Below are 17,546 nucleotides of genomic sequence, written 5' to 3'. Positions count from 1 at the left end.
CCGAAGCCGTGCGGAAAGGTCACAGCCCGTTAAACGCACGGGAATTGGCCGAGGATACGGCCGCAACCAGGTGAAAAGCCTGAACGGAAAAGGGGATTGCCGTGCGCGGTCCCCAAGTGCACCGCGCCGACGCGCTACTTGGCGGTGACGATCGTCACCGAGGGCGCGGTGTCCCCGGACGCCGCCGGGCCCTGCCAGCCCTTGTCCGAGTCGGCCGCCGTCCACGTCCGCCCCGCGTAGGAGATCCGGTCGATGTGCAGATCGGCGGCGTGCGCCAGCGCCCAGTTCGCCAGCTGCCAGCCGCGCTCCGCCGCCTCTCCCGGAACCGCCGCGCCGTAGCCGTCACCCGGAACCGGCACCGTCAGACTGCGCCCGGGCCGGGCCCCGCGGCCTCCGGCCGCCTCCGTCCGCGGCAGCACCGACGTCCCGAACTCCCGCACCAGCTTCTCCCGCACCTTCCCCGCGCCGTCCGGCCCGGCACCGTCCACGGGATGGCTCACCGTGCAGCTCAGCACGTCCCCGCTCCGCCCGGTCAGCGCCCCGGTGAGCAGCGCCGCATTCGCCTCGTGCTTGGCGTACGCCTGCGGATAGCCGCTGCGCTGCACCTTCTGCGCGGCGACCGTCAACGGCAGCCGGGAATAGCCGGGGACTTTCACCAGGTGACGGTAGAACTCCCCGGACGAATAAACCGGGTCCATGATCTGCTGCACGGTGCCCCAGTCCTGCGACGGCCGCTGCTGGAACAGTCCTACCGAATCCCGGTCGCCGAAATTGATGTTGCGCAGCCCGGATTCCTGCATGGCGGTCGCCAGCGCGATCGTCACCGCCCGCTCCGGCAGCCCGCGCGAGGCCGCCACCGCCGAGATCGTCGCGGCGTTCGCGGCCTGCTCGGGCGTGAGTTCGTACGGATCCCCGCCGCCCTGGACGCGCACCGAGCAGCGCGGCGCACCGGGTCCGCTGGTGACGTACTGCACCAGGAGATACGCGGCCACCCCGAGAAGGACGGCGAGCGCCGCGGCGATGCGCCACATACGGGCGCGGCGGGCGGGGGAAACGGGCTGGACGGACACGCAGCACAACGTACCCGAGGGCCGGCGGATAGGGTCGGCCTCATGGAGCGCTCCACTCACCCTGGCCTTGACCTGTCGCTGGACGCCGCCGCGCTGACCGCCCAGCTCGTCGACTTCCCGTCCGAGAGCGGCAACGAGAAGGACCTCGCCGACGCCGTCGAGGACGCCCTGCGCGCCCTGCCGCACCTGACCGTCGACCGCCACGGCAACAACGTCGTCGCCCGCACGCGGCTGGGCCGCGCCGAGCGGGTGGTGCTCGCCGGCCACCTCGACACCGTGCCGATCGCCGGCAACGTCCCCTCGCGGCTCGACGCGGACGGCGTCCTGTGGGGCTGCGGCACCTGCGACATGAAGTCCGGGGTCGCCGTCCAGCTCCGGATGGCCGCCACCGTCCCCGCGCCCAACCGGGACCTGACCTTCGTCTTCTACGACAACGAAGAGGTCGCCGCGCACCTCAACGGCCTCGGGCATCTCGCCGACGCCCACCCCGACTGGCTCGCGGGCGACTTCGCCGTCCTCCTGGAGCCCTCCGACGGCGAGGTGGAGGGCGGCTGCCAGGGCACCCTCCGGGTCCTGCTGCGCACCCGTGGCGAGCGCGCCCACTCCGCGCGCGGCTGGATGGGCGCCAACGCCGTCCACGCCGCCGCCCCCCTCCTGGCGAAGCTCGCCGCCTACGAGCCGCGCCGCCCGGTCATCGACGGCCTGGAATACCGCGAGGGCCTCAACGCCGTCCGTATCGAGGGCGGGGTCGCGGGCAACGTCATCCCTGATGCGTGCACCGTCACCGTCAACTTCCGCTACGCGCCCGACCGCACCCCCGAGGAGGCGCTGGCGCACGTCCGGGAGGTCTTCGCGGACTGCCCCGTGGACGAGTTCGTCGTCGACGACCACTCCCCGGGGGCGCTGCCCGGACTGTCCCACCCGGCGGCGCGGGCGTTCATGGCGGCGGTCGGCGGCAGCGCGAAGCCCAAGTTCGGCTGGACCGACGTCTCCCGTTTCAGCGCCCTCGGCGTCCCGGCCGTCAACTACGGACCCGGTGACGCGCTGCTCGCGCACAAGAAGGACGAGCGGGTCGCGGTCGAGCGCATCCTGCACTGCGAGGAGCGGCTGCGCGCCTGGCTGACCGCCGGCACGGCCGCCTGACCGTCCCGTCCCGGCCCCCTGGCCCACCCGGGGAATTCCCTTCCGCTTCACAGCGGCCGATCTAGGCTGAAGTGGCAAAAGATCTGTCAGCGGAGGGAGCACGTCATGGCCAATCCCGAGGGAGCGTACAGCCCGGAGGAACAGCGGCTGGGCCCCGTGCTGCGCCGGCACGACCAGGTGCAGACCGGTACGACGACGGACCAGCGGCTGCTGGACTCCGAAGGCCCCTCCGAGTGGGTGCACACCGATCCCTGGCGCGTGATGCGGATCCAGTCGGAGTTCGTCGAGGGCTTCGGCGCGCTGGCCGAGCTGGGCCCGGCCGTCAGCGTCTTCGGTTCGGCCCGTACACCGCGCGGCACGGCGGAGTACGACGCCGGTGTGCGGATCGGCGCGGCGCTGGTCAAGGCCGGCTTCTCGGTGATCACCGGGGGCGGCCCCGGGGCCATGGAGGCCGCCAACAAGGGGGCCTTCGAGGCCGGTGGCACCTCCGTGGGGCTCGGCATCGAGCTGCCCTTCGAGCAGGGCATGAACGCGTACGTGAACCTCGGGGTGGACTTCCGCTACTTCTTCGTCCGGAAGACCTGTTTTGTGAAGTATGCCCGCGGGTTCGTCGTCCTCCCCGGTGGACTCGGCACCCTCGACGAACTCTTCGAGGCGCTGACCCTCGTCCAGACCCGCAAGGTCACCCGCTTCCCGATCGTGCTGTTCGGCTCCGACTACTGGAGCGGACTGGTCTCCTGGCTCCGCGAGACGCTGGTCACCCAGGGCAAGGCGTCCCCGCACGACCTGGAGCTGTTCCACCTCAGCGACGACGTGGACGAGGCCATCGCACTGGTGACGAAGGAGGTCGGGATCTAGGGCCGGTCGGACCCCGACTCATCGGGCGCGCCCCAGGGCCGGGCCGCTGCCGAAAAACGTCCCCGCCCGGCCGGAATATCCGCCCCCGCCCGGCCCGTTGTGGCCCCGCAGGGGGCGCGCGCGACCCCTACGGGATCCGTTCGCCCGCCCCCTGGGGGCTCCGCCCCGGCCCTGCTCCCCGAGGGAAGGCCCTACGCCAGCCCCCGCCGGGCCACCGCCGGCGGACGGTGGCCGGCGATCGAGGCCACCATGTCCACCACCTGCCGGGTCTCGGCGACCTCGTGGACGCGGTAGACCTGGGCGCCGAGCCAGGCGGAGACCGCGGTCGTCGCCAGGGTGCCCAGCACCCGCTCCTTGACCGGCTTGTCCAGCGTCTCGCCGACGAAGTCCTTGTTGGACAGCGAGACCAGCACCGGCCACCCGGTCTCCGCCATCTCGCCCAGCCGCCGGGTCGCCTCCAGGCTGTGCCGGGTGTTCTTCCCGAAGTCGTGCCCCGGGTCGATCAGGATCCCGTCCCGCCGGACGCCCAACGCGACGGCCCGCTCGGCCAGTCCGAGGGTGACCCGCAGGATGTCGGCCATCACGTCGTCGTACACCACCCGGTGCGGCCGGGTACGCGGCTCGGCGCCGCCCGCGTGGGTGCACACCAGGCCCACGCCGTACCGCGCGGCGACCTCGGCGAGCCGCGGATCGACCCCGCCCCAGGCGTCGTTGAGCAGATCCGCGCCGGCCTCGCACACCGCCTCGGCGACCTCGTGCCGCCAGGTGTCGACGCTGATCACCACGTCGGGATGGCGGCGGCGCACCTCGGCGACGAAACCGACCGTGCGGCGGGCCTCCTCCTCGGCGCCCACCTCCTCGCCCGGGCCGGCCTTGACGCCGCCGATGTCGATGATCGCGGCGCCCTCGGCGATCGCCTGTTCCACCCGGTGCAGCGCGGGCTCGTCGCGGAAGGTCGCGCCCTGGTCGTAGAACGAGTCCGGCGTCCTGTTGACGATCGCCATGATCACCGGCTCATGGGCCCCGAACTCGCGTTTTCCCAGCCGCAGCATTCCCTTGACTCCCTCTCCGTGGTTCGGGAGCGACCCTAACTGTCGGACCCGCATGGCACGATCGGAGCAGGCACCACAAGTCCGGGGAGTTGGTCGTGTTCTGGTTCATGCTGATCGCGCTGGTCGTGGTGGTGGCCGCGGTCACGCTGGTCGTCGTCGGCGGGGGAGACGCCGGCGGGGAGGGCGGCGGGCTGCGTGACGCCGAGCCCGCGGGGCTCCACGACCCGCTGCCCCAGGACCGCCCGCTGGCCCGGGCCGATGTCGAGTCCGTCCGGCTGCCGGTGGCCGTCCGCGGCTACCGCATGGACGACGTCGACGACGTCCTGGACCGCCTCGGCGCCGAGCTCGCCGAGCGGGACGCCCGGATCGCCGAGCTGGAGGCCGCGCTGGCCGGTGCTCACGCCTCGGCGATCGGCGGGCCGGGCCTCATCGAGGACGCCCCGCCGGCCCCGCCCGCCTCCGGACCGGCCGGGCAGCCGGACGCACCGGGCGGCACCGCGGGGACCGGCGGGCCGGAAGCCCCCGAGCGGGGAGACGCCCGCGCGCAGCGCGGAGAAGGCGAGGAGCAGGCATGAGCGGGCACGGCGAGGGAAGCGGGCTCCCGGCATGAGCGATCGGAGTGAGCGAATCATCAGAAGGTGCGCGCCTCGCGCATGCGAGGGCGAGCGAAGCGAGCTCTCGGCATGAGCGGAGCGGTGACGGCGCCCGACGGCGTCCCGCGCTGCCCGTGGGGCATGGCGTCGGAGCAGATGGCGGACTACCGCTCGTACCACGACACCGAGTGGGGCCGGCCGGTCCACGGCGACGACGCGCTCTTCGAGCGGATGAGCCTGGAGGCGTTCCAGTCGGGGCTGTCCTGGATCACCATCCTGCGGCGCCGCGAGGGCTTCCGCGCCGCGTTCGCCGGCTTCCGTATCGCCGAGGTGGCGCGGTTCACCGAGGAGGACGCCGAGCGGCTGCTCGCCGACCGCACCATCATCCGCAACCGCGCCAAGATCAGCGCGACGCTCGCCAATGCCCGGATCGCCGCCGAGCTGTCCCCCGGCGAGCTCGACGCGCTGATCTGGTCCTACGCCCCGGCGCGGGCCGGCCGCCCGGCGCCACGCACCACCGGCGACCTCCAGCCGGTGACGCCGGAGTCCACCGCCCTCGCCAAGGACCTCAAGAAGCGCGGCTTCCGGTTCGTCGGCCCCACCACCGCCTACGCCATGATGCAGGCGTGCGGCCTGGTCAACGACCATCTCGCGGGCTGCCATGTGCGGGCGGAGGTGGAGGCGGCCGCCGGCTGACCGCCGGCCGGGCCCGCCGGCGGCCGTCGCGCGCCCGGATCACCGCCCCACGAAGACCGGCTTCTCCTTCTTGACGAACGCCTCCACGGCGCGGTGGTGGTCCTCCGAGGCCCCGGCCCGGACCTGCAGCTCGTCCTCCTTCTCCAGGGTCTCGGCGAGCGAGTGCCCGGCGCCGTGGGCCAGCGACTCCTTGATCGCGGCGTAGGCGGCGGTCGGCCCCTCGGCCAGCCGGCGGGCCACCGCCGCCGCCTGAGCGGCCAGCTCGTCGGCCGGTACGACCCGGTTGGCGATGCCCAGCTCCAGGGCCTCCTGGGCGCCGACCGAGCGCGGGAAGAGCAGCAGGTCGGCGGCCCGGCCGTGGCCGATCAGCCGCGGCAGCGTCCAGGACATCCCGGAGTCCGCGGTCAGCGCCACCCCCGCGAACGAGGTGTTGAACGAGGCGGTGTCGGCGACGACGCGGTAGTCGGCGGCCAGCGCGAAGCCCGCGCCGGCGCCCGCGGCGACCCCGTTGACCCCGGCCACCACCGGCTTGGGCATCCCGGCCAGCGCCGTGACGATGGGGTTGTAGTGCTCCCGGACGGTGTTCATGGTGCGGCCCGCGCCGGTCTCGCGGTCCTCGGCCAGCAGCCCGATGTGCTCCTTGAGGTCCTGCCCGACGCAGAAGGCGCGCCCGGTGGCGGTCAGCAGCACCGCCCGCACGGCCGGGTCGGCGGCCGCCTCCCGCAGGACGTCCCGGAGGGCGACCTTCGCCTCCGTGTTCAGCGCGTTCATCGCGTCGGGGCGGTTGAGGGTGACCGTCGCCAGTCCGTCGGTCACGTCGTAGAGCACGGTGTCGGCCATAGTGGAGTCCCCTCCGTCGCGGCTCTGGACTGCCCGGCAGCGGCAGCCCGCGCCCAGGATGCCGGAGATCATCCGCCGTGGGCATGTGACGTACATCAAAGAAAGCGGCCGCGCCGGGTGGTGGAGAGTGGCGCAGTATCGCAGCACGCTCCCCGAATTGGGTGGGTTTGCGGGAGCGCGTTGCCAAAGGGATGCCCCCTGATGTTGGTCATCGGGTCGTTCGATGCGGGATAATGGCCTGGAAGCAATGTGTTCGACGCCGGTGACACGCGCCTATCCAGGCCGTCGGCTGAGATGAGCTGGTTTCAGGAAGGGGAACGAGCATGGCGGCCATGAAGCCGCGGACGGGCGACGGCCCGCTCGAGGTGACCAAGGAGGGGCGGGGCATCGTCATGCGCGTTCCGCTCGAAGGCGGCGGTCGGCTCGTCGTCGAGCTGACCCCCGACGAGGCCAAGGCCCTGGGTGAGGCCCTGGAGAAGGTCACCGTCTGACGAGGGCGGAGAAACCGCTGCGGTCTTCCGGGGTCCCCGCCCCGGTACCTCCAGCCGGATACCCCGGCCCCGGCACGCGGCACGCCGATCATCGGCGCGCCGCGTGCCGGGGCCGTTTCGCGTACGCGCGGGCAGGGGGCGGACCATGCATCCGCCGGGCCGGGCGGGCTCAGGCGCGCTTGACCGCGCAGAGCAGCCCGTCGCCGACCGGCAGCAGGGCCGGCACCAGCGCGCTGCTCTCCCGTATGGCCCGCAGCAGCTCGCGGACCCGCAGCACCTCCGCCGGCTGCTCCGCGGAGTCCACCGTCCGGCCGTCGGTGAAGACGCCCTGGAAGCAGACGAGGCCGCCGGGGCGCAGCAGACGCAACGATTCAGCGAGGTACTCCAGGCACTCCAGGAGGTCGCCGTCGCAGAAGACGAGGTCGTAGCCGCCGTCCGCCAGGCGCGGCAGGACGTCCAGGGCCCGGCCGGGGATGAAGCGGGCGCGGTTGCCGGCGAAGCCCGCGGCGCGGAACGCCTGCTTGGCGAAGACCTGCCGCTCCGGTTCGAGGTCCACGGTGGTCAGCACGCCGTCCGGGCGCATGCCGTGCAGGAGGTAGATGCCCGACACCCCCGTGCCGGTGCCGATCTCGGCGACGGCCTTGGCGTCGGCGGTGGCGGCCAGCATCCGCAGGGCCGCGCCGGTGCCGGCGCTCACCGTGCGGACGCCGAGCTCCCGGGCGCGCTCGCGGCACCAGAGCAGGGCGGAGTGGGCGGCGTCGTCGATGGTCCCGGCGCCGTACGCCTCGGCGAATGCCAAGCTCGTCTGCCGGTTGCCGGTAATGGCCCTCTCCTGTCCCCGTAGTTGACGCAACCGTGACTGTATCCGCTGCGCGCGGGAACCCGCAGATGGGACCGGGCGTTAGGAGAGGGCAGGGGGAGAGACGGGGGGACGCACCGGTGGATACGGCGCAAGAGGCCGCGAGAGCACCGCGGCAGGACGAGAAGTCGGACCAAATGCTGGTCAAAACTGCTTATCCGGAGCTAACGGGCGAGGTGGATATGGTAGGGGCTCTACTGGACACCACCAGAGCCACCAGGGGAGGTGCGGCTGCGGCGGGTGACCGAAGGGTGCGCAGGCGCTTGCGACGGTCGTTCGCCGGGCCGAAATCCGTGACCAACACCGCTGACCGATTCCGCCCTCACGGCCCCAAGGCCAGGGGAGGGGCCCCCATCGCCGACGCGCCCACCGCGACCTTCGCCGCCGACGCGGACGCGCAGGCGTGGTCTCCTCCCACCTGGGAGGAGATCGTCAGCCTGCACAGCGCGCGGGTCTATCGCCTCGCGTACCGCCTCACCGGCAATCAGCACGACGCCGAGGACCTCACACAGGAGGTCTTCGTCCGCGTCTTTCGCTCGTTGTCGACGTACACCCCCGGCACCTTCGAGGGCTGGCTGCACCGCATCACCACCAATCTCTTCCTGGACATGGTCCGCCGCCGTCAGCGCATCCGCTTCGACGCGCTCGGTGACGACGCCGCCGAGAAGCTCCCCAGCCGGGAGCCCGCGCCGCAGCAGCAGTTCGACGACACCCACTTCGACGCCGACGTGCAGCACGCGCTGGACACCCTCGCGCCCGAGTTCCGCGCTGCCGTGGTCCTCTGCGACATCGAGGGGCTGTCGTACGAGGAGATCGCCGCGACCCTCGGAGTCAAGCTCGGTACGGTCCGCAGCCGGATCCACCGCGGCCGGTCCCACCTGCGCAAGGCGCTCAAGCACCGCTCGCCGGAGGCGCGGGCCGAGGAGCGCCAGGAGCAGCGGCGGCAGGAGCGGCGGACGCTGGCCGTGGTGCCCGGTAGGGAGGTCGGAATCGCGTGAGCGGCAGTGGCGGTCCGTCCCCCGCCGAGCAGCATCTCGGCGACCGCCTGGCGGCCCTGGTCGACGGTGAACTGGGGCACGACGCACGCGAGCGGGTGCTGGCGCACCTCGCCACGTGCGGGAAGTGCAAGGCGGAGGCCGACGCACAGCGTCGGTTGAAGAACGTGTTCGCGCAGGCGCTGCCCCCCGGGCCCTCCGAGGGGCTGCTGGCGCGTCTGCAGCAACTGCCCGGCGGGGAGTCCGGCGGCTCCGGCAGCCGGCTGGGCAACGGCACCTTCGGCCGCGGCGAGTTCGCCCGCGGCGACGGCGCGTTCGGCTATGTCCCCGCGGAGCGGCATCTCGGCGGCGCCCTGGCGGTCTCCGCGTCGCCCCGGGCGCGCGGCTTCCGGGTGCAGGAGCCGGAGCGCGGCGCACCGCAGCGGCGCCGGCTGGCGTTCGCGGCGGCCGGCGCGGTCTCGCTGGCGGCGTTCGCGCTCGGCGGCGCCCTCCCGCTGGAGGCGGCCGTCGACATCCCCGGCCCCCGCGCCGAGGGCAGCGGCACCGCCGTCACCCCGCTCGGCGCCGGTCCCGCGGCCGGCCCCCGCGCGCTCTCCGGCGACGACGGTTTCCTGACGACGCGTGAGCCCCGCCCCGAGTCCTGGCCCGCCGTCAGCCACCCGACCGGTGCGCCCGCGCCCAGCCCGATGTCCCTGCTCGCGCCGGGCGAGAGCCGTCCGTCGGACGCGGTACCGGCCTTCAGCCCGGCGCCCGGCCGCTTCGGCCTCTCGCCGCTGATCGCCGCCACCGGTCCGGAGGCCGCGTTCCGCTTCGCCCCGCTGTCCGCCACGAGCGGCAACGCCCCGGTCCGCCGCACCCCGCCACCGCTGCCGCCGCTGGAGCCGATGCGTCCGCTGCTCGGCTCGCCGGCCCCCACCGGCCAGGCCGCCTCCGGTCCGCACTGACCGGCCCTGCGCACCCCCGCCCCGGAACTGGTTGAATCCTTTCTCGGGCGGCGCGCCCCTGCCCAGGGGCGCGTGCCGCACGGGCCTGTCGCCGGACAGGCCCCAGGTGGCGGTGGTCCGCGCAGGGCCGCGGGCGAATTGTTGGGGAGAACATGGACGACGCGAAGGCCGCCGGGCCCAAGCTGAAGTGGTGGAGCCGTCCGGAGCAGGCTCCGGCGCCCGGGCAGCCCGCGCAGGCGGCGGCCGCGGCCCCGGAGCCCGCCGTGTCCGGGACGGAGACGTCGGGCGACTGGGTCGTCGGTCCGCCACGGCCGGCGCCCGACGCGGCGGCGAAGCCCGCGCCCGGCGCGGTCCCGGAGGCCGAGGCCGGAGAAACCAGGGATCCCCGTGTTGCCCCGGAGGCCGGGCGAGCCGACGATGCCCGGGACGCCCGAGATGTTCGGGAAGCCGTAAGCGCCGAGGGTGTCGAAGACGACCGGCATGACGGGCACGGCGAGCGCGCCGTCGACGGCGGACGCGACGAAGACGCCCGAGCGGACGGCGCCGCCCCAGCGGGTGACGCTGCCCCGGCAGTCGACACTTCCCGAGCGGACGGCGCTGGCCAAGTAGGCGGAACCTCCCGGGAGTTGACCGACACCTCGACCGAGATATCCGATGCGTATGCGGCCCCCGCCGCAAGTGACACCCCGTCAGCCCCCCACTCCGCCGCCCCCGCCAAGCGCTCCGCCGCGACCATGACGCTGGGGAAGGTGCCGGCCGACGCCCCCGCGGCAGCCGACCCCGCGCCCTCCGCCCCGTCCGGCGGCGGGGTGCCCCGGCAGCAGCCGCTGCACCCCGAGGACCCGTACGGCACGCCCCCGTACGGCGGTCCCGGACCATGGGCCCCGGCTCCCCCCGTACAGGCACCGTTCTCCCAGGTCGCGAATCTGCTCGACCAGGGGAGCGCGCAGGCACCGGAGCGGCTGACGGGCGGCGGCTTCGTCCCGCACCCCGGCGACGGCGGTCCCCGCCCCGCGCCCCCGGCGGCTCCCGGCGCGGGCGCCGTCCCCCCGGCTCTCGAAGCGGCGCGTGCCGCGGAAGCCCCCGTCACCCGCGCCGCCTTCGCCCCGCCGCCCCCCACCACGCCCGGCGCATGGCAGCAGTACGACCCCTGGAGCGCGCCCCGGCCCACCGGCCCGGCCGCCGCGCGCCCGCCCCGGCGGCGCGGCCGGCGCCTGGCCCTGGTGGCCGGCGCCGTCGCGCTCGCGCTGCTCGCGGGCGGTGCCGGCGGGGTGGTCGGCGCGTACATCGAGCGGTACGGCGGCATCGACGACATCAAGCTGCCGCAGGCCGCCGGCGACGGGGGCAGCCGCAGCCCGGAAAGCGTCGCCGGGATCGCCCGGGCGGTGCTGCCCGGCGTGGTGACCCTGCACGTCCGCGGCAACGCCGAGCAGGGCACCGGCACCGGCTTCGTGCTCGACCGGCAGGGGCACATCCTCACCAACAACCACGTCGTCGAACCGGCCGGGACCGGCGGCCAGATATCGGTGACGTTCAGCGGCGGGCAGAGCGCGCGGGCCAAGGTCGTCGGGCGGGACGGCGGCTACGACCTCGCGGTGGTGCAGGTCGAGGGCGTCAGCGGGCTGCACCCGCTCGCCCTCGGCGATTCGGACGCGGCGCAGGTCGGCGACCCGGTGGTGGCGGTCGGCGCGCCCTACGACCTCGCCAACACCGTCACGTCCGGCATCATCAGCGCCAAGCAGCGGCCGATCACCGCGGGCGGCAAGAAGGGCGACGGCACCGACGTCTCGTATGTCGACGCGCTGCAGACCGACGCACCCATCAACCCGGGCAACTCCGGCGGCCCGCTGGTGGACGGCAAGGCCCGGGTGATCGGGATCAACAGCGCGATCCGGGCGGCCGACAGCGGCACCGGCGGACTCGACGGCGGCGGCCAGGGCGGCTCCATCGGGCTGGGCTTCGCCATACCGATCAACCAGGCGAAGCGGGTGGCCGAGGAGCTGATCAACACCGGCCGGGCCACCCACCCGGTCATCGGCGTCACGCTGGAGATGGAGTACGACGGCGACGGCGCCAAGGTCGGCGGGGACGCCAAGGCCGGTGCGCCGCCGGTCACGCCCGGCGGCCCGGGGGCCAAGGCGGGCATCCGGCCGGGCGATGTGATCACCCAGGTGGACGGAGCGCCGGTGCACAGCGGCGAGGAGCTGATCATCAAGGTCCGCAGCCACCGGCCGGGTGACACACTCACGCTGACGGTCCAGCGGGGCGGCGCGGAGCGGTCCGTCCGGTTGACACTGGGTTCCTCGGCCGGGAGCTGATCGTTTGTACGGTGTTGGTACGGGCGACTCCCGCCCGGCGCCCGGGGCCAGGTACCGTGAGAGGCGGCCTTGGCCCAAAGGCCCCCGAAGGCCGCGGATACCCCAAGGAGCTGCACGGTGTTCTTCGACATAGGACCCCTGGAACTGGTTGCTCTCGTGGTCCTCGCGGTCCTCATCTTCGGGCCGGACAAGCTGCCCAAGGTCATCCAGGACGTGACGGGGTTCATCCGTAAGGTCCGGGCGTTCTCCGACAGCGCCAAGGAGGACATCCGCAACGAGCTCGGTCCGGAGTTCAAGGACTTCGAGTTCGAGGACCTCAAGCCGCGGAACTTCGTCCGCAAGCACGTCCTGGAGAAGGACGAGTACGGCCTGCGGGAGCTCGCCGAGATCCGCGAGGGCTTCGATCTGAAGAAGGAGATGGCCGAGGTCACCGAGGCGGTCCGGGAGACCACTGCATCCCGCCCCGCGTCCGCCGGCGGCCCCCTGAGCCTCTCCAAGGAAACCCCCGCCGCGTCGGCCGGCCGGCCGGACATGCTCACCAAGAGCACCGACCCGTCCCGGCGCGAGCCGCCGCCGTTCGACGCCGACGCGACCTGAGTATTTCGTATGCCCGGCTGTGTTGACCTCACTGGCTATGCTCCCGGTGTCCGGGGTGAGGTCGCCTGAGGGGGGCGGGCCGCCCACGACGCAGGGCAACGAGGAGGCTCCGCGCAGATGGAGACGACGAGTCGGACAGTCACCCGTGAGGTGTCCGCCGATACCGGCCGGAAGGTCGACGGCTATCTGCTGGCCGCATTCCCGTGGTACGGCCTCGACGAGGCGTTCACCGGACCACGCTGGCTGATGCAGGTCGGCTCGGCCGCGGACGGCACCGTCGAGCACGGCGCGACCGGCCACGGCGTGGAGCCCACGATAAAGGTGGAGAGCCTGGCGGACGAGCGTTTCGCGGTGGTGGTGACGGTCGCCAGCCGGCCCGTGCGGCGCAGCGCGGACGGCACCGGCGTCCTGGACGCCACCTCGGTCTCGACGGCGGCCTGGCTCGCCGGCTCCGGTCTCCTCTCCCACACCTGGCCGACCCAGATGGACCGGACGCTGCGCCAGGACTGGCTGGACCAGCAGACCACGATCGCCTGGGAGCTGGCCGACGACCTGGGCGAGGCGACGTGGAGCGAGCTGATGCTCCCGGTGGACGGGGTGCCGACGCCGTTCTGCTACCGGGAGTCCGAGTACGGCTGGGTGCTCGCGGGATCGCCGGGCCAGGACGGGCCGGAGGCGGTGCACCTGGGTGCCTACGGGCGGGGGATGAGCGCGTACGGCCTGGGCTTCTCGGTGATCAAGGACCTGAGCGTCTACGGGGGCTGAGCGCACGGCGCAAGAAGGGGGGGCGCGTGCGCGATTTCGTGCGCCGCACAATGCGGCGCGCACGACGCGCGCGAAAGGGCGGACCCCGGCGGATCCGCCCTTCCCGATGCCGTACGGGGCCGGCGGCCGGCCCGCGGGCGACTCAGAACTTGTTGCGCGGGGTGATCCCCAGCGACATGCCCGCGAGGCCGCGCTGACGGCCGCCCAGCTTGCCCGCGATGGCGCGGATCGCGGCACCGGCGGGGGACTCCGGGTCGGTCAGCACCACCGGCTTGCCCTCGTCGCCGCCCTCGCGCAGCCGGACGTCGATCGGGATGGCGCCGAGCACCGGGACCTGGGTGCCGGTGGTCCTCGTCAGGCCCTCGGCGACCCGCTCGCCGCCGCCGGTGCCGAAGACGTCGACCATCTCGTCGCAGTGCGGACAGGGCAGCCCGGACATGTTCTCGACCACGCCGACGATCTTCTGGTGGGTCTGCACGGCGATCGAACCGGCCCGCTCGGCGACCTCGGCGGCGGCCTGCTGCGGGGTGGTGACCACCAGGATCTCGGCGTTCGGCACCAGCTGGGCCACCGAGATGGCGATGTCGCCGGTGCCCGGGGGCAGGTCCAGCAGCAGGACGTCGAGGTCGCCCCAGTAGACGTCGGCGAGGAACTGCTGCAGGGCGCGGTGCAGCATCGGGCCGCGCCAGACCACCGGGGCGTTGCCGGGCGTGAACATGCCGATCGAGATGACCTTCACGCCGTTCGCCGACGGGGGCATGATCATGTTCTCGACCTGGGTGGGCCGGCCGTCCGCACCGAGCATCCGCGGCACCGAGTGGCCGTAGATGTCGGCGTCCACCACGCCGACCTTGAGGCCGTCGGCGGCCATCGCGGCGGCGAGGTTGACCGTCACCGAGGACTTGCCGACGCCGCCCTTGCCGGAGGCCACGGCGTAGACCCGGGTCAGCGAGCCGGGCTTGGCGAACGGGACCTCGCGCTCGGCGGTGCCGCCGCGCAGCGACGCCGCCAGCTCCCGGCGCTGCTCGTCGCTCATCACCTCCAGCTCGACGCCGGCACGGGTCACACCGGGCACCCGCTCGACGGCCTCGCGGACGCTGCTGATGATCGTCTCGCGCATCGGGCAGCCGGAGACCGTGAGGTAGACCACGACCGCCACCGAGCCGTCCGCGGCGATCTCCACCGATTTGACCATCCCCAGTTCGGTGATGGGGCGGTGGATCTCGGGGTCGTTGACCGTCGCGAGCGCTTCGCGGATCGCGTCCTCGCTCGGCGCGGAGCCGTTGGGCTGGGGGCTGTCTGTTGCCATGTCCCGATGGTACGGCGCGTGAGGCGGCCTCCGGAAAGGTCCTCAGCGGTCGCGTTCGTCACGCTCCGGGCGCTCGCCGTCGGGCGTCCGCAACTCCAGTTCCCGCAGCAGGTCTTCGAGTTCGGAGCGGATCCAGTCGCGGGTGGCGACCTCGCCCAGGCCCATCCGCAGCGCCGCGATCTCCCGGGTCAGGTACTCGGTGTCGGCGATGGAGCGTTCGTTCTGCTTGCGGTCCTGCTCGTGGGTGATCCGGTCGCGGTCGTCCTGGCGGTTCTGCGCCAGCAGGATCAGCGGCGCCGCGTACGACGCCTGCAGCGAGAGCGCCAGGGTCAGGAAGATGAAGGGGTAGTTGTCGAACCGCAGATAGCCGGGGACGGCGACGTTCCAGCTGATCCACAGGATGATGGTGACCGTCATCCAGACGATGAAGCGGCCGGTCCCCAGGAAGCGGGCGATCTTCTCCGAGAGCCGCCCGAACGCCTCCGGGTCGTACTCCGGGAAGAACGTCCGGCGCGGCACCCGCGGCAGGTCCAGCCGCACCCGCGGCCGCCCCTCGGCCCCCCGGTGCCGCTCCGCCGCGCCGCCCCGGCGTACCGCCGAGGCGCCGTGCATCCGCCGCTCCCTGGCGTTCTCCCGGTCCTCAGGGCTCATCGGCGGCCGTCCCGTGCGGCTCGACGGTGCCGGTGGCGTCGGCCGTGCGGCCGTGCAGCCCGGCCTCCCGCCAGTCGTCCGGCAGCAGGTGGTCGAGCACGTCGTCCACGGTGACCGCGCCCAGCAGCGCCCCGCTCTCGTCCACCACCGGCGCCGCGACCATGTTGTACGCGGCCAGGTAGCTGGTCACCTCGGGCAGCGGGGTGTCCGGCCGCAGGGCCGGCAGATCGGTGTCCACGACGAAGCTGACGAGGGTGAACGGCGGGTCCCGCAGCAGCCGTTGGAAGTGCACCAGGCCCAGGTACTTGCCGGTCGGCGTCTCGTCCGGCGGCCGGCAGACGTACACCTGGGCGGCGAGCGAGGGGGAGAGGTCGGGGTCGCGCACCCGGGCCAGCGCGTCCGCGACGGTGGCGTCCGGGCGCAGCACGATCGGCTCGGTGGTCATCAGGCCGCCCGCGGTGCGCTCCTCGTAGGACATCAGCCGGCGGACGTCCGCCGCCTCCTCCGGGCGCATCAGGGTCAGCAGCCGCTCCTTCTCCTCCTCCGGCAGCTCGGAGAGCAGGTCGGCGGCGTCGTCCGGGTCCATCGCCTCCAGGACGTCGGCGGCTCGCTCGTCCTTCAGCTTGCCGATGATCTCGACCTGGTCGTCCTCCGGCAGCTCCTCCATGACGTCGGCCAGCCGGTCGTCGTCGAGCGCGGCGGCGACCTCGGCGCGGCGCTTGGGGGAGAGGTGGTGCAGCACACCGGCGAGGTCCGCCGGGCGCAGCTGCTCGAAGGTGGCGAGCAGGTTCTCCGCGCCCTGCCCGTGCTCCTCCAGGGAGAAGCCGGTCACCGCCGACCATTCCACCGTCAGCGTCTCTCCTTTGCGGCGCAGCGGCCCGCCCTTGCCGCGCCGGACGAAGACCTTGTCGATCTCCCAGTCGCGGCGGGCCGGCAGCTGGGTGATGCCGACGTCGAGCACGGTGACCTCCTCGCCGGTCTCGACCAGCCGCACCCGCCGGTCCAGCAGCTCGCCGAAGACCAGCGTCTCCGACGCCCGCTGCTCGAAGCGGCGCATGTTGACCACGCCGGTGGTGACGATCTGGCCGGACTCCACGCCGGTCACCCGGGTCATCGGGACGAAGATCCGGCGCCGGCTGATCACCTCGACGACCAGCCCCAGCAGGCGCGGCGGGCGGGCGCCGACCCGGAGCAGCGCGACCAGGTCCCGCAGCCGCCCGACCTGGTCGCCGTTGGGGTCGAACACGGCGATGCCGGAGAGGTGGGAGACGAAGATCCGGGGAGTGACCACCGCCATGGAAAGCGCCGCCCTTCTCCCTTTCTTTACTGTTCCGTCCTGTTCTTTACTGTTCCGTCCTGATTGCTCAACTATCGACCGGAAAGCACCGTATTGATTCGGGTTCAGGCTAACCCGTCGGGGTGGGCCGCGGCCCGGCGGAAGCGGCCGTATGGTGGCCGCCCGGCATCCGGTCAACGGCCCTCGGCACCCCGGGTACGCTGCCGTGAGCTGTCGAGATCACCCGCATCAGGAGGCAGAGCCGACGTGAGCGCCATCCCCCCGGGCACCGCCCGCCGCCCCCCGGCCGGAACCCGCCGTACGCGGCGGGCGGGGCTGGTGGCGGCGGTGTGCGCGGCCCTGGCCGCGACCGTGGCGGGCTGCGCGGAGGACCCGGACGCCGGCACCAACGGCGTCGGTAAACTGCCCGCCCAGCAGATTGCGGCCAAGGCCCGGGCCGCCGCCTCCGGGGCCGACACCGTCCGGCTCGCCGGGAAGCTCGTCAGCCAGGGCGGCACCTACGCGCTCGACATGCGGCTGGCCAAGGACGGCGCCCGGGGCCAGCTGACCACCAAGGCCGCCTCGTTCCAGCTGCTGCGGATCGGCAGCGCGCTCTATCTGAAGGCGGACGCGGCCTTCTGGGCCGGTGAGAAGGGCGTCGCCGGCTCCGGCAGCGCAGCCAAACTCGGCGGCAAGTACGTCAAGGTGCCCGCTGCCGACCCCGTCTACCAGCGCTTCAGCGGCTTCACCGACAAGGACACCCTGCTCGCCGGACTGCTCGGCCTGCACGGCGAGCTGACGACCGGCGAACACGGGACGGTCGGCGGGGTCCGCACCGTCCAGGTCACCGCCGCCTCCGGCTCCGGCGGCACCCTCGACGTCTCCCTGGAGGGGACCCCGTATCCGCTGCGGCTCCAGCGCGGGGGCGGCACGGGGGAGCTGACGCTCGCCGACTGGGGCAAGAGCGTGGACCTCAAGGCCCCCGACCAGAGCCAGGTCGTCGACTACGGCAAGAAGATCTCCGGCAGTGGCAGTGGCAGTGGCAGTGGCAGTGGCGGCGGCTGAGCGGGGCTGACCGGCGCGGGCCGG

The 17,546-nt window shown here is 73.4% G+C and carries 19 protein-coding genes; 12 read left to right on the top strand and 7 right to left on the bottom strand.

All coding sequences use genetic code 11. The features are described 5' to 3' along the window. Positions 1-134: 134 nt before the first annotated feature. Positions 135-1,070 (bottom strand): heavy metal transporter, encoded by a 936-nt coding sequence (locus ACRAS8_RS12400; protein ID WP_438485983.1) that lies wholly within the window; start codon positions 1,068-1,070, stop codon positions 135-137. A gap of 42 nt (positions 1,071-1,112) precedes the next feature. Between ACRAS8_RS12400 and dapE the strand changes: the two genes are divergently transcribed. After that, positions 1,113-2,213: a succinyl-diaminopimelate desuccinylase gene (gene dapE, locus ACRAS8_RS12395; RefSeq protein ID WP_438485982.1), complete on the top strand. Its 1,101-nt coding sequence runs from the start codon at positions 1,113-1,115 to the stop codon at positions 2,211-2,213. Between the two features lie 105 nt (positions 2,214-2,318). Continuing rightward, positions 2,319-3,071 (top strand): TIGR00730 family Rossman fold protein, encoded by a 753-nt coding sequence (locus ACRAS8_RS12390; protein ID WP_438485981.1) that lies wholly within the window; start codon positions 2,319-2,321, stop codon positions 3,069-3,071. Positions 3,072-3,262: 191 nt separating this feature from the next. Here ACRAS8_RS12390 and folP read toward each other — a convergent pair whose 3' ends face one another. Then, on the bottom strand, positions 3,263-4,123 hold the full coding sequence (gene folP / locus ACRAS8_RS12385; RefSeq protein WP_018536268.1) for a dihydropteroate synthase: 861 nt from the start codon (positions 4,121-4,123) through the stop codon (positions 3,263-3,265). Between the two features lie 95 nt (positions 4,124-4,218). Between folP and ACRAS8_RS12380 the strand changes: the two genes are divergently transcribed. Both ACRAS8_RS12380 and ACRAS8_RS12375 read left to right on the top strand, forming a co-directional pair. Further along, the gene (locus ACRAS8_RS12380) at positions 4,219-4,698 is read left to right on the top strand and encodes a DivIVA domain-containing protein (protein ID WP_438485980.1); all 480 of its coding nucleotides are present in this window, start codon (positions 4,219-4,221) and stop codon (positions 4,696-4,698) included. Positions 4,699-4,806: 108 nt separating this feature from the next. Next, positions 4,807-5,412, top strand: a complete 606-nt coding sequence (locus ACRAS8_RS12375; RefSeq protein WP_438485979.1) for a DNA-3-methyladenine glycosylase I — start codon at positions 4,807-4,809, stop codon at positions 5,410-5,412. Between the two features lie 39 nt (positions 5,413-5,451). Here ACRAS8_RS12375 and ACRAS8_RS12370 read toward each other — a convergent pair whose 3' ends face one another. Next, positions 5,452-6,252: an enoyl-CoA hydratase/isomerase family protein gene (locus tag ACRAS8_RS12370; RefSeq protein ID WP_438485978.1), complete on the bottom strand. Its 801-nt coding sequence runs from the start codon at positions 6,250-6,252 to the stop codon at positions 5,452-5,454. A gap of 323 nt (positions 6,253-6,575) precedes the next feature. Here ACRAS8_RS12370 and ACRAS8_RS12365 point away from each other — a divergent pair, with 323 nt between their 5' ends. Next, positions 6,576-6,743 carry a DUF3117 domain-containing protein gene (locus ACRAS8_RS12365; protein ID WP_003985072.1) on the top strand — a complete coding sequence of 56 codons (168 nt, stop codon included), beginning with the start codon at positions 6,576-6,578 and terminating at the stop codon, positions 6,741-6,743. Between the two features lie 169 nt (positions 6,744-6,912). Here the strand turns inward: ACRAS8_RS12365 and ACRAS8_RS12360 are convergent, their stop codons facing one another. Continuing rightward, the gene (locus ACRAS8_RS12360) at positions 6,913-7,596 is read right to left on the bottom strand and encodes an O-methyltransferase (RefSeq protein WP_438485977.1); all 684 of its coding nucleotides are present in this window, start codon (positions 7,594-7,596) and stop codon (positions 6,913-6,915) included. Positions 7,597-7,895: 299 nt separating this feature from the next. Here ACRAS8_RS12360 and sigE point away from each other — a divergent pair, with 299 nt between their 5' ends. The 6 genes from sigE to ACRAS8_RS12330 all read left to right on the top strand — a co-directional run bounded on the left by sigE (position 7,896) and on the right by ACRAS8_RS12330 (position 13,221). Further along, complete coding sequence (sigE, locus tag ACRAS8_RS12355) at positions 7,896-8,600, top strand: RNA polymerase sigma factor SigE (protein WP_018536263.1); 705 nt, start codon at positions 7,896-7,898, stop codon at positions 8,598-8,600. Next, positions 8,597-9,541 carry an anti-sigma factor family protein gene (locus ACRAS8_RS12350; protein ID WP_438485976.1) on the top strand — a complete coding sequence of 315 codons (945 nt, stop codon included), beginning with the start codon at positions 8,597-8,599 and terminating at the stop codon, positions 9,539-9,541. Before sigE ends, ACRAS8_RS12350 begins: the two co-directional genes overlap by 4 nt. Before the next feature lie 462 nt (positions 9,542-10,003). Then, the gene (locus tag ACRAS8_RS12345) at positions 10,004-10,150 is read left to right on the top strand and encodes a hypothetical protein (protein WP_438485975.1); all 147 of its coding nucleotides are present in this window, start codon (positions 10,004-10,006) and stop codon (positions 10,148-10,150) included. 17 nt (positions 10,151-10,167) lie between these two features. Then, a complete protein-coding gene (locus tag ACRAS8_RS12340; protein ID WP_438485974.1) occupies positions 10,168-11,859 on the top strand; it encodes a S1C family serine protease in 1,692 nt (563 codons plus the stop codon). A 117-nt stretch (positions 11,860-11,976) separates the two neighbouring features. Continuing rightward, positions 11,977-12,456, top strand: a complete 480-nt coding sequence (locus ACRAS8_RS12335; protein WP_438485973.1) for a sec-independent translocase — start codon at positions 11,977-11,979, stop codon at positions 12,454-12,456. Positions 12,457-12,573: 117 nt separating this feature from the next. After that, on the top strand, positions 12,574-13,221 hold the full coding sequence (locus ACRAS8_RS12330; RefSeq protein WP_438485972.1) for a hypothetical protein: 648 nt from the start codon (positions 12,574-12,576) through the stop codon (positions 13,219-13,221). A 142-nt stretch (positions 13,222-13,363) separates the two neighbouring features. On the opposite strand, the gene ACRAS8_RS12325 is transcribed toward ACRAS8_RS12330, so the two are convergent. The 3 genes from ACRAS8_RS12325 to ACRAS8_RS12315 are packed head-to-tail and all read right to left on the bottom strand — an operon-like array spanning position 13,364 to position 16,478. Then, positions 13,364-14,530 carry an Mrp/NBP35 family ATP-binding protein gene (locus tag ACRAS8_RS12325; protein WP_438485971.1) on the bottom strand — a complete coding sequence of 389 codons (1,167 nt, stop codon included), beginning with the start codon at positions 14,528-14,530 and terminating at the stop codon, positions 13,364-13,366. Positions 14,531-14,572: 42 nt separating this feature from the next. Further along, positions 14,573-15,181 (bottom strand): DUF1003 domain-containing protein, encoded by a 609-nt coding sequence (locus tag ACRAS8_RS12320; protein WP_438485970.1) that lies wholly within the window; start codon positions 15,179-15,181, stop codon positions 14,573-14,575. Continuing rightward, entirely contained in the window at positions 15,171-16,478 is a 1,308-nt protein-coding gene (locus ACRAS8_RS12315; protein ID WP_438485969.1) for a magnesium transporter MgtE N-terminal domain-containing protein, read from the bottom strand. The genes ACRAS8_RS12320 and ACRAS8_RS12315 overlap by 11 nt, the downstream gene beginning before the upstream one ends. Before the next feature lie 246 nt (positions 16,479-16,724). Here ACRAS8_RS12315 and ACRAS8_RS12310 point away from each other — a divergent pair, with 246 nt between their 5' ends. Then, positions 16,725-17,522: a hypothetical protein gene (locus ACRAS8_RS12310; RefSeq protein ID WP_438485968.1), complete on the top strand. Its 798-nt coding sequence runs from the start codon at positions 16,725-16,727 to the stop codon at positions 17,520-17,522. The last annotated feature ends 24 nt before the right edge of the window (positions 17,523-17,546 follow it).

The sequence above is a fragment of the Streptomyces sp. S186 genome (assembly GCF_051603415.1).
Taxonomy (GTDB): Bacteria; Actinomycetota; Actinomycetes; order Streptomycetales; family Streptomycetaceae; genus Streptomyces.
This window is presented reverse-complemented; position numbering and strand designations above follow the sequence as displayed.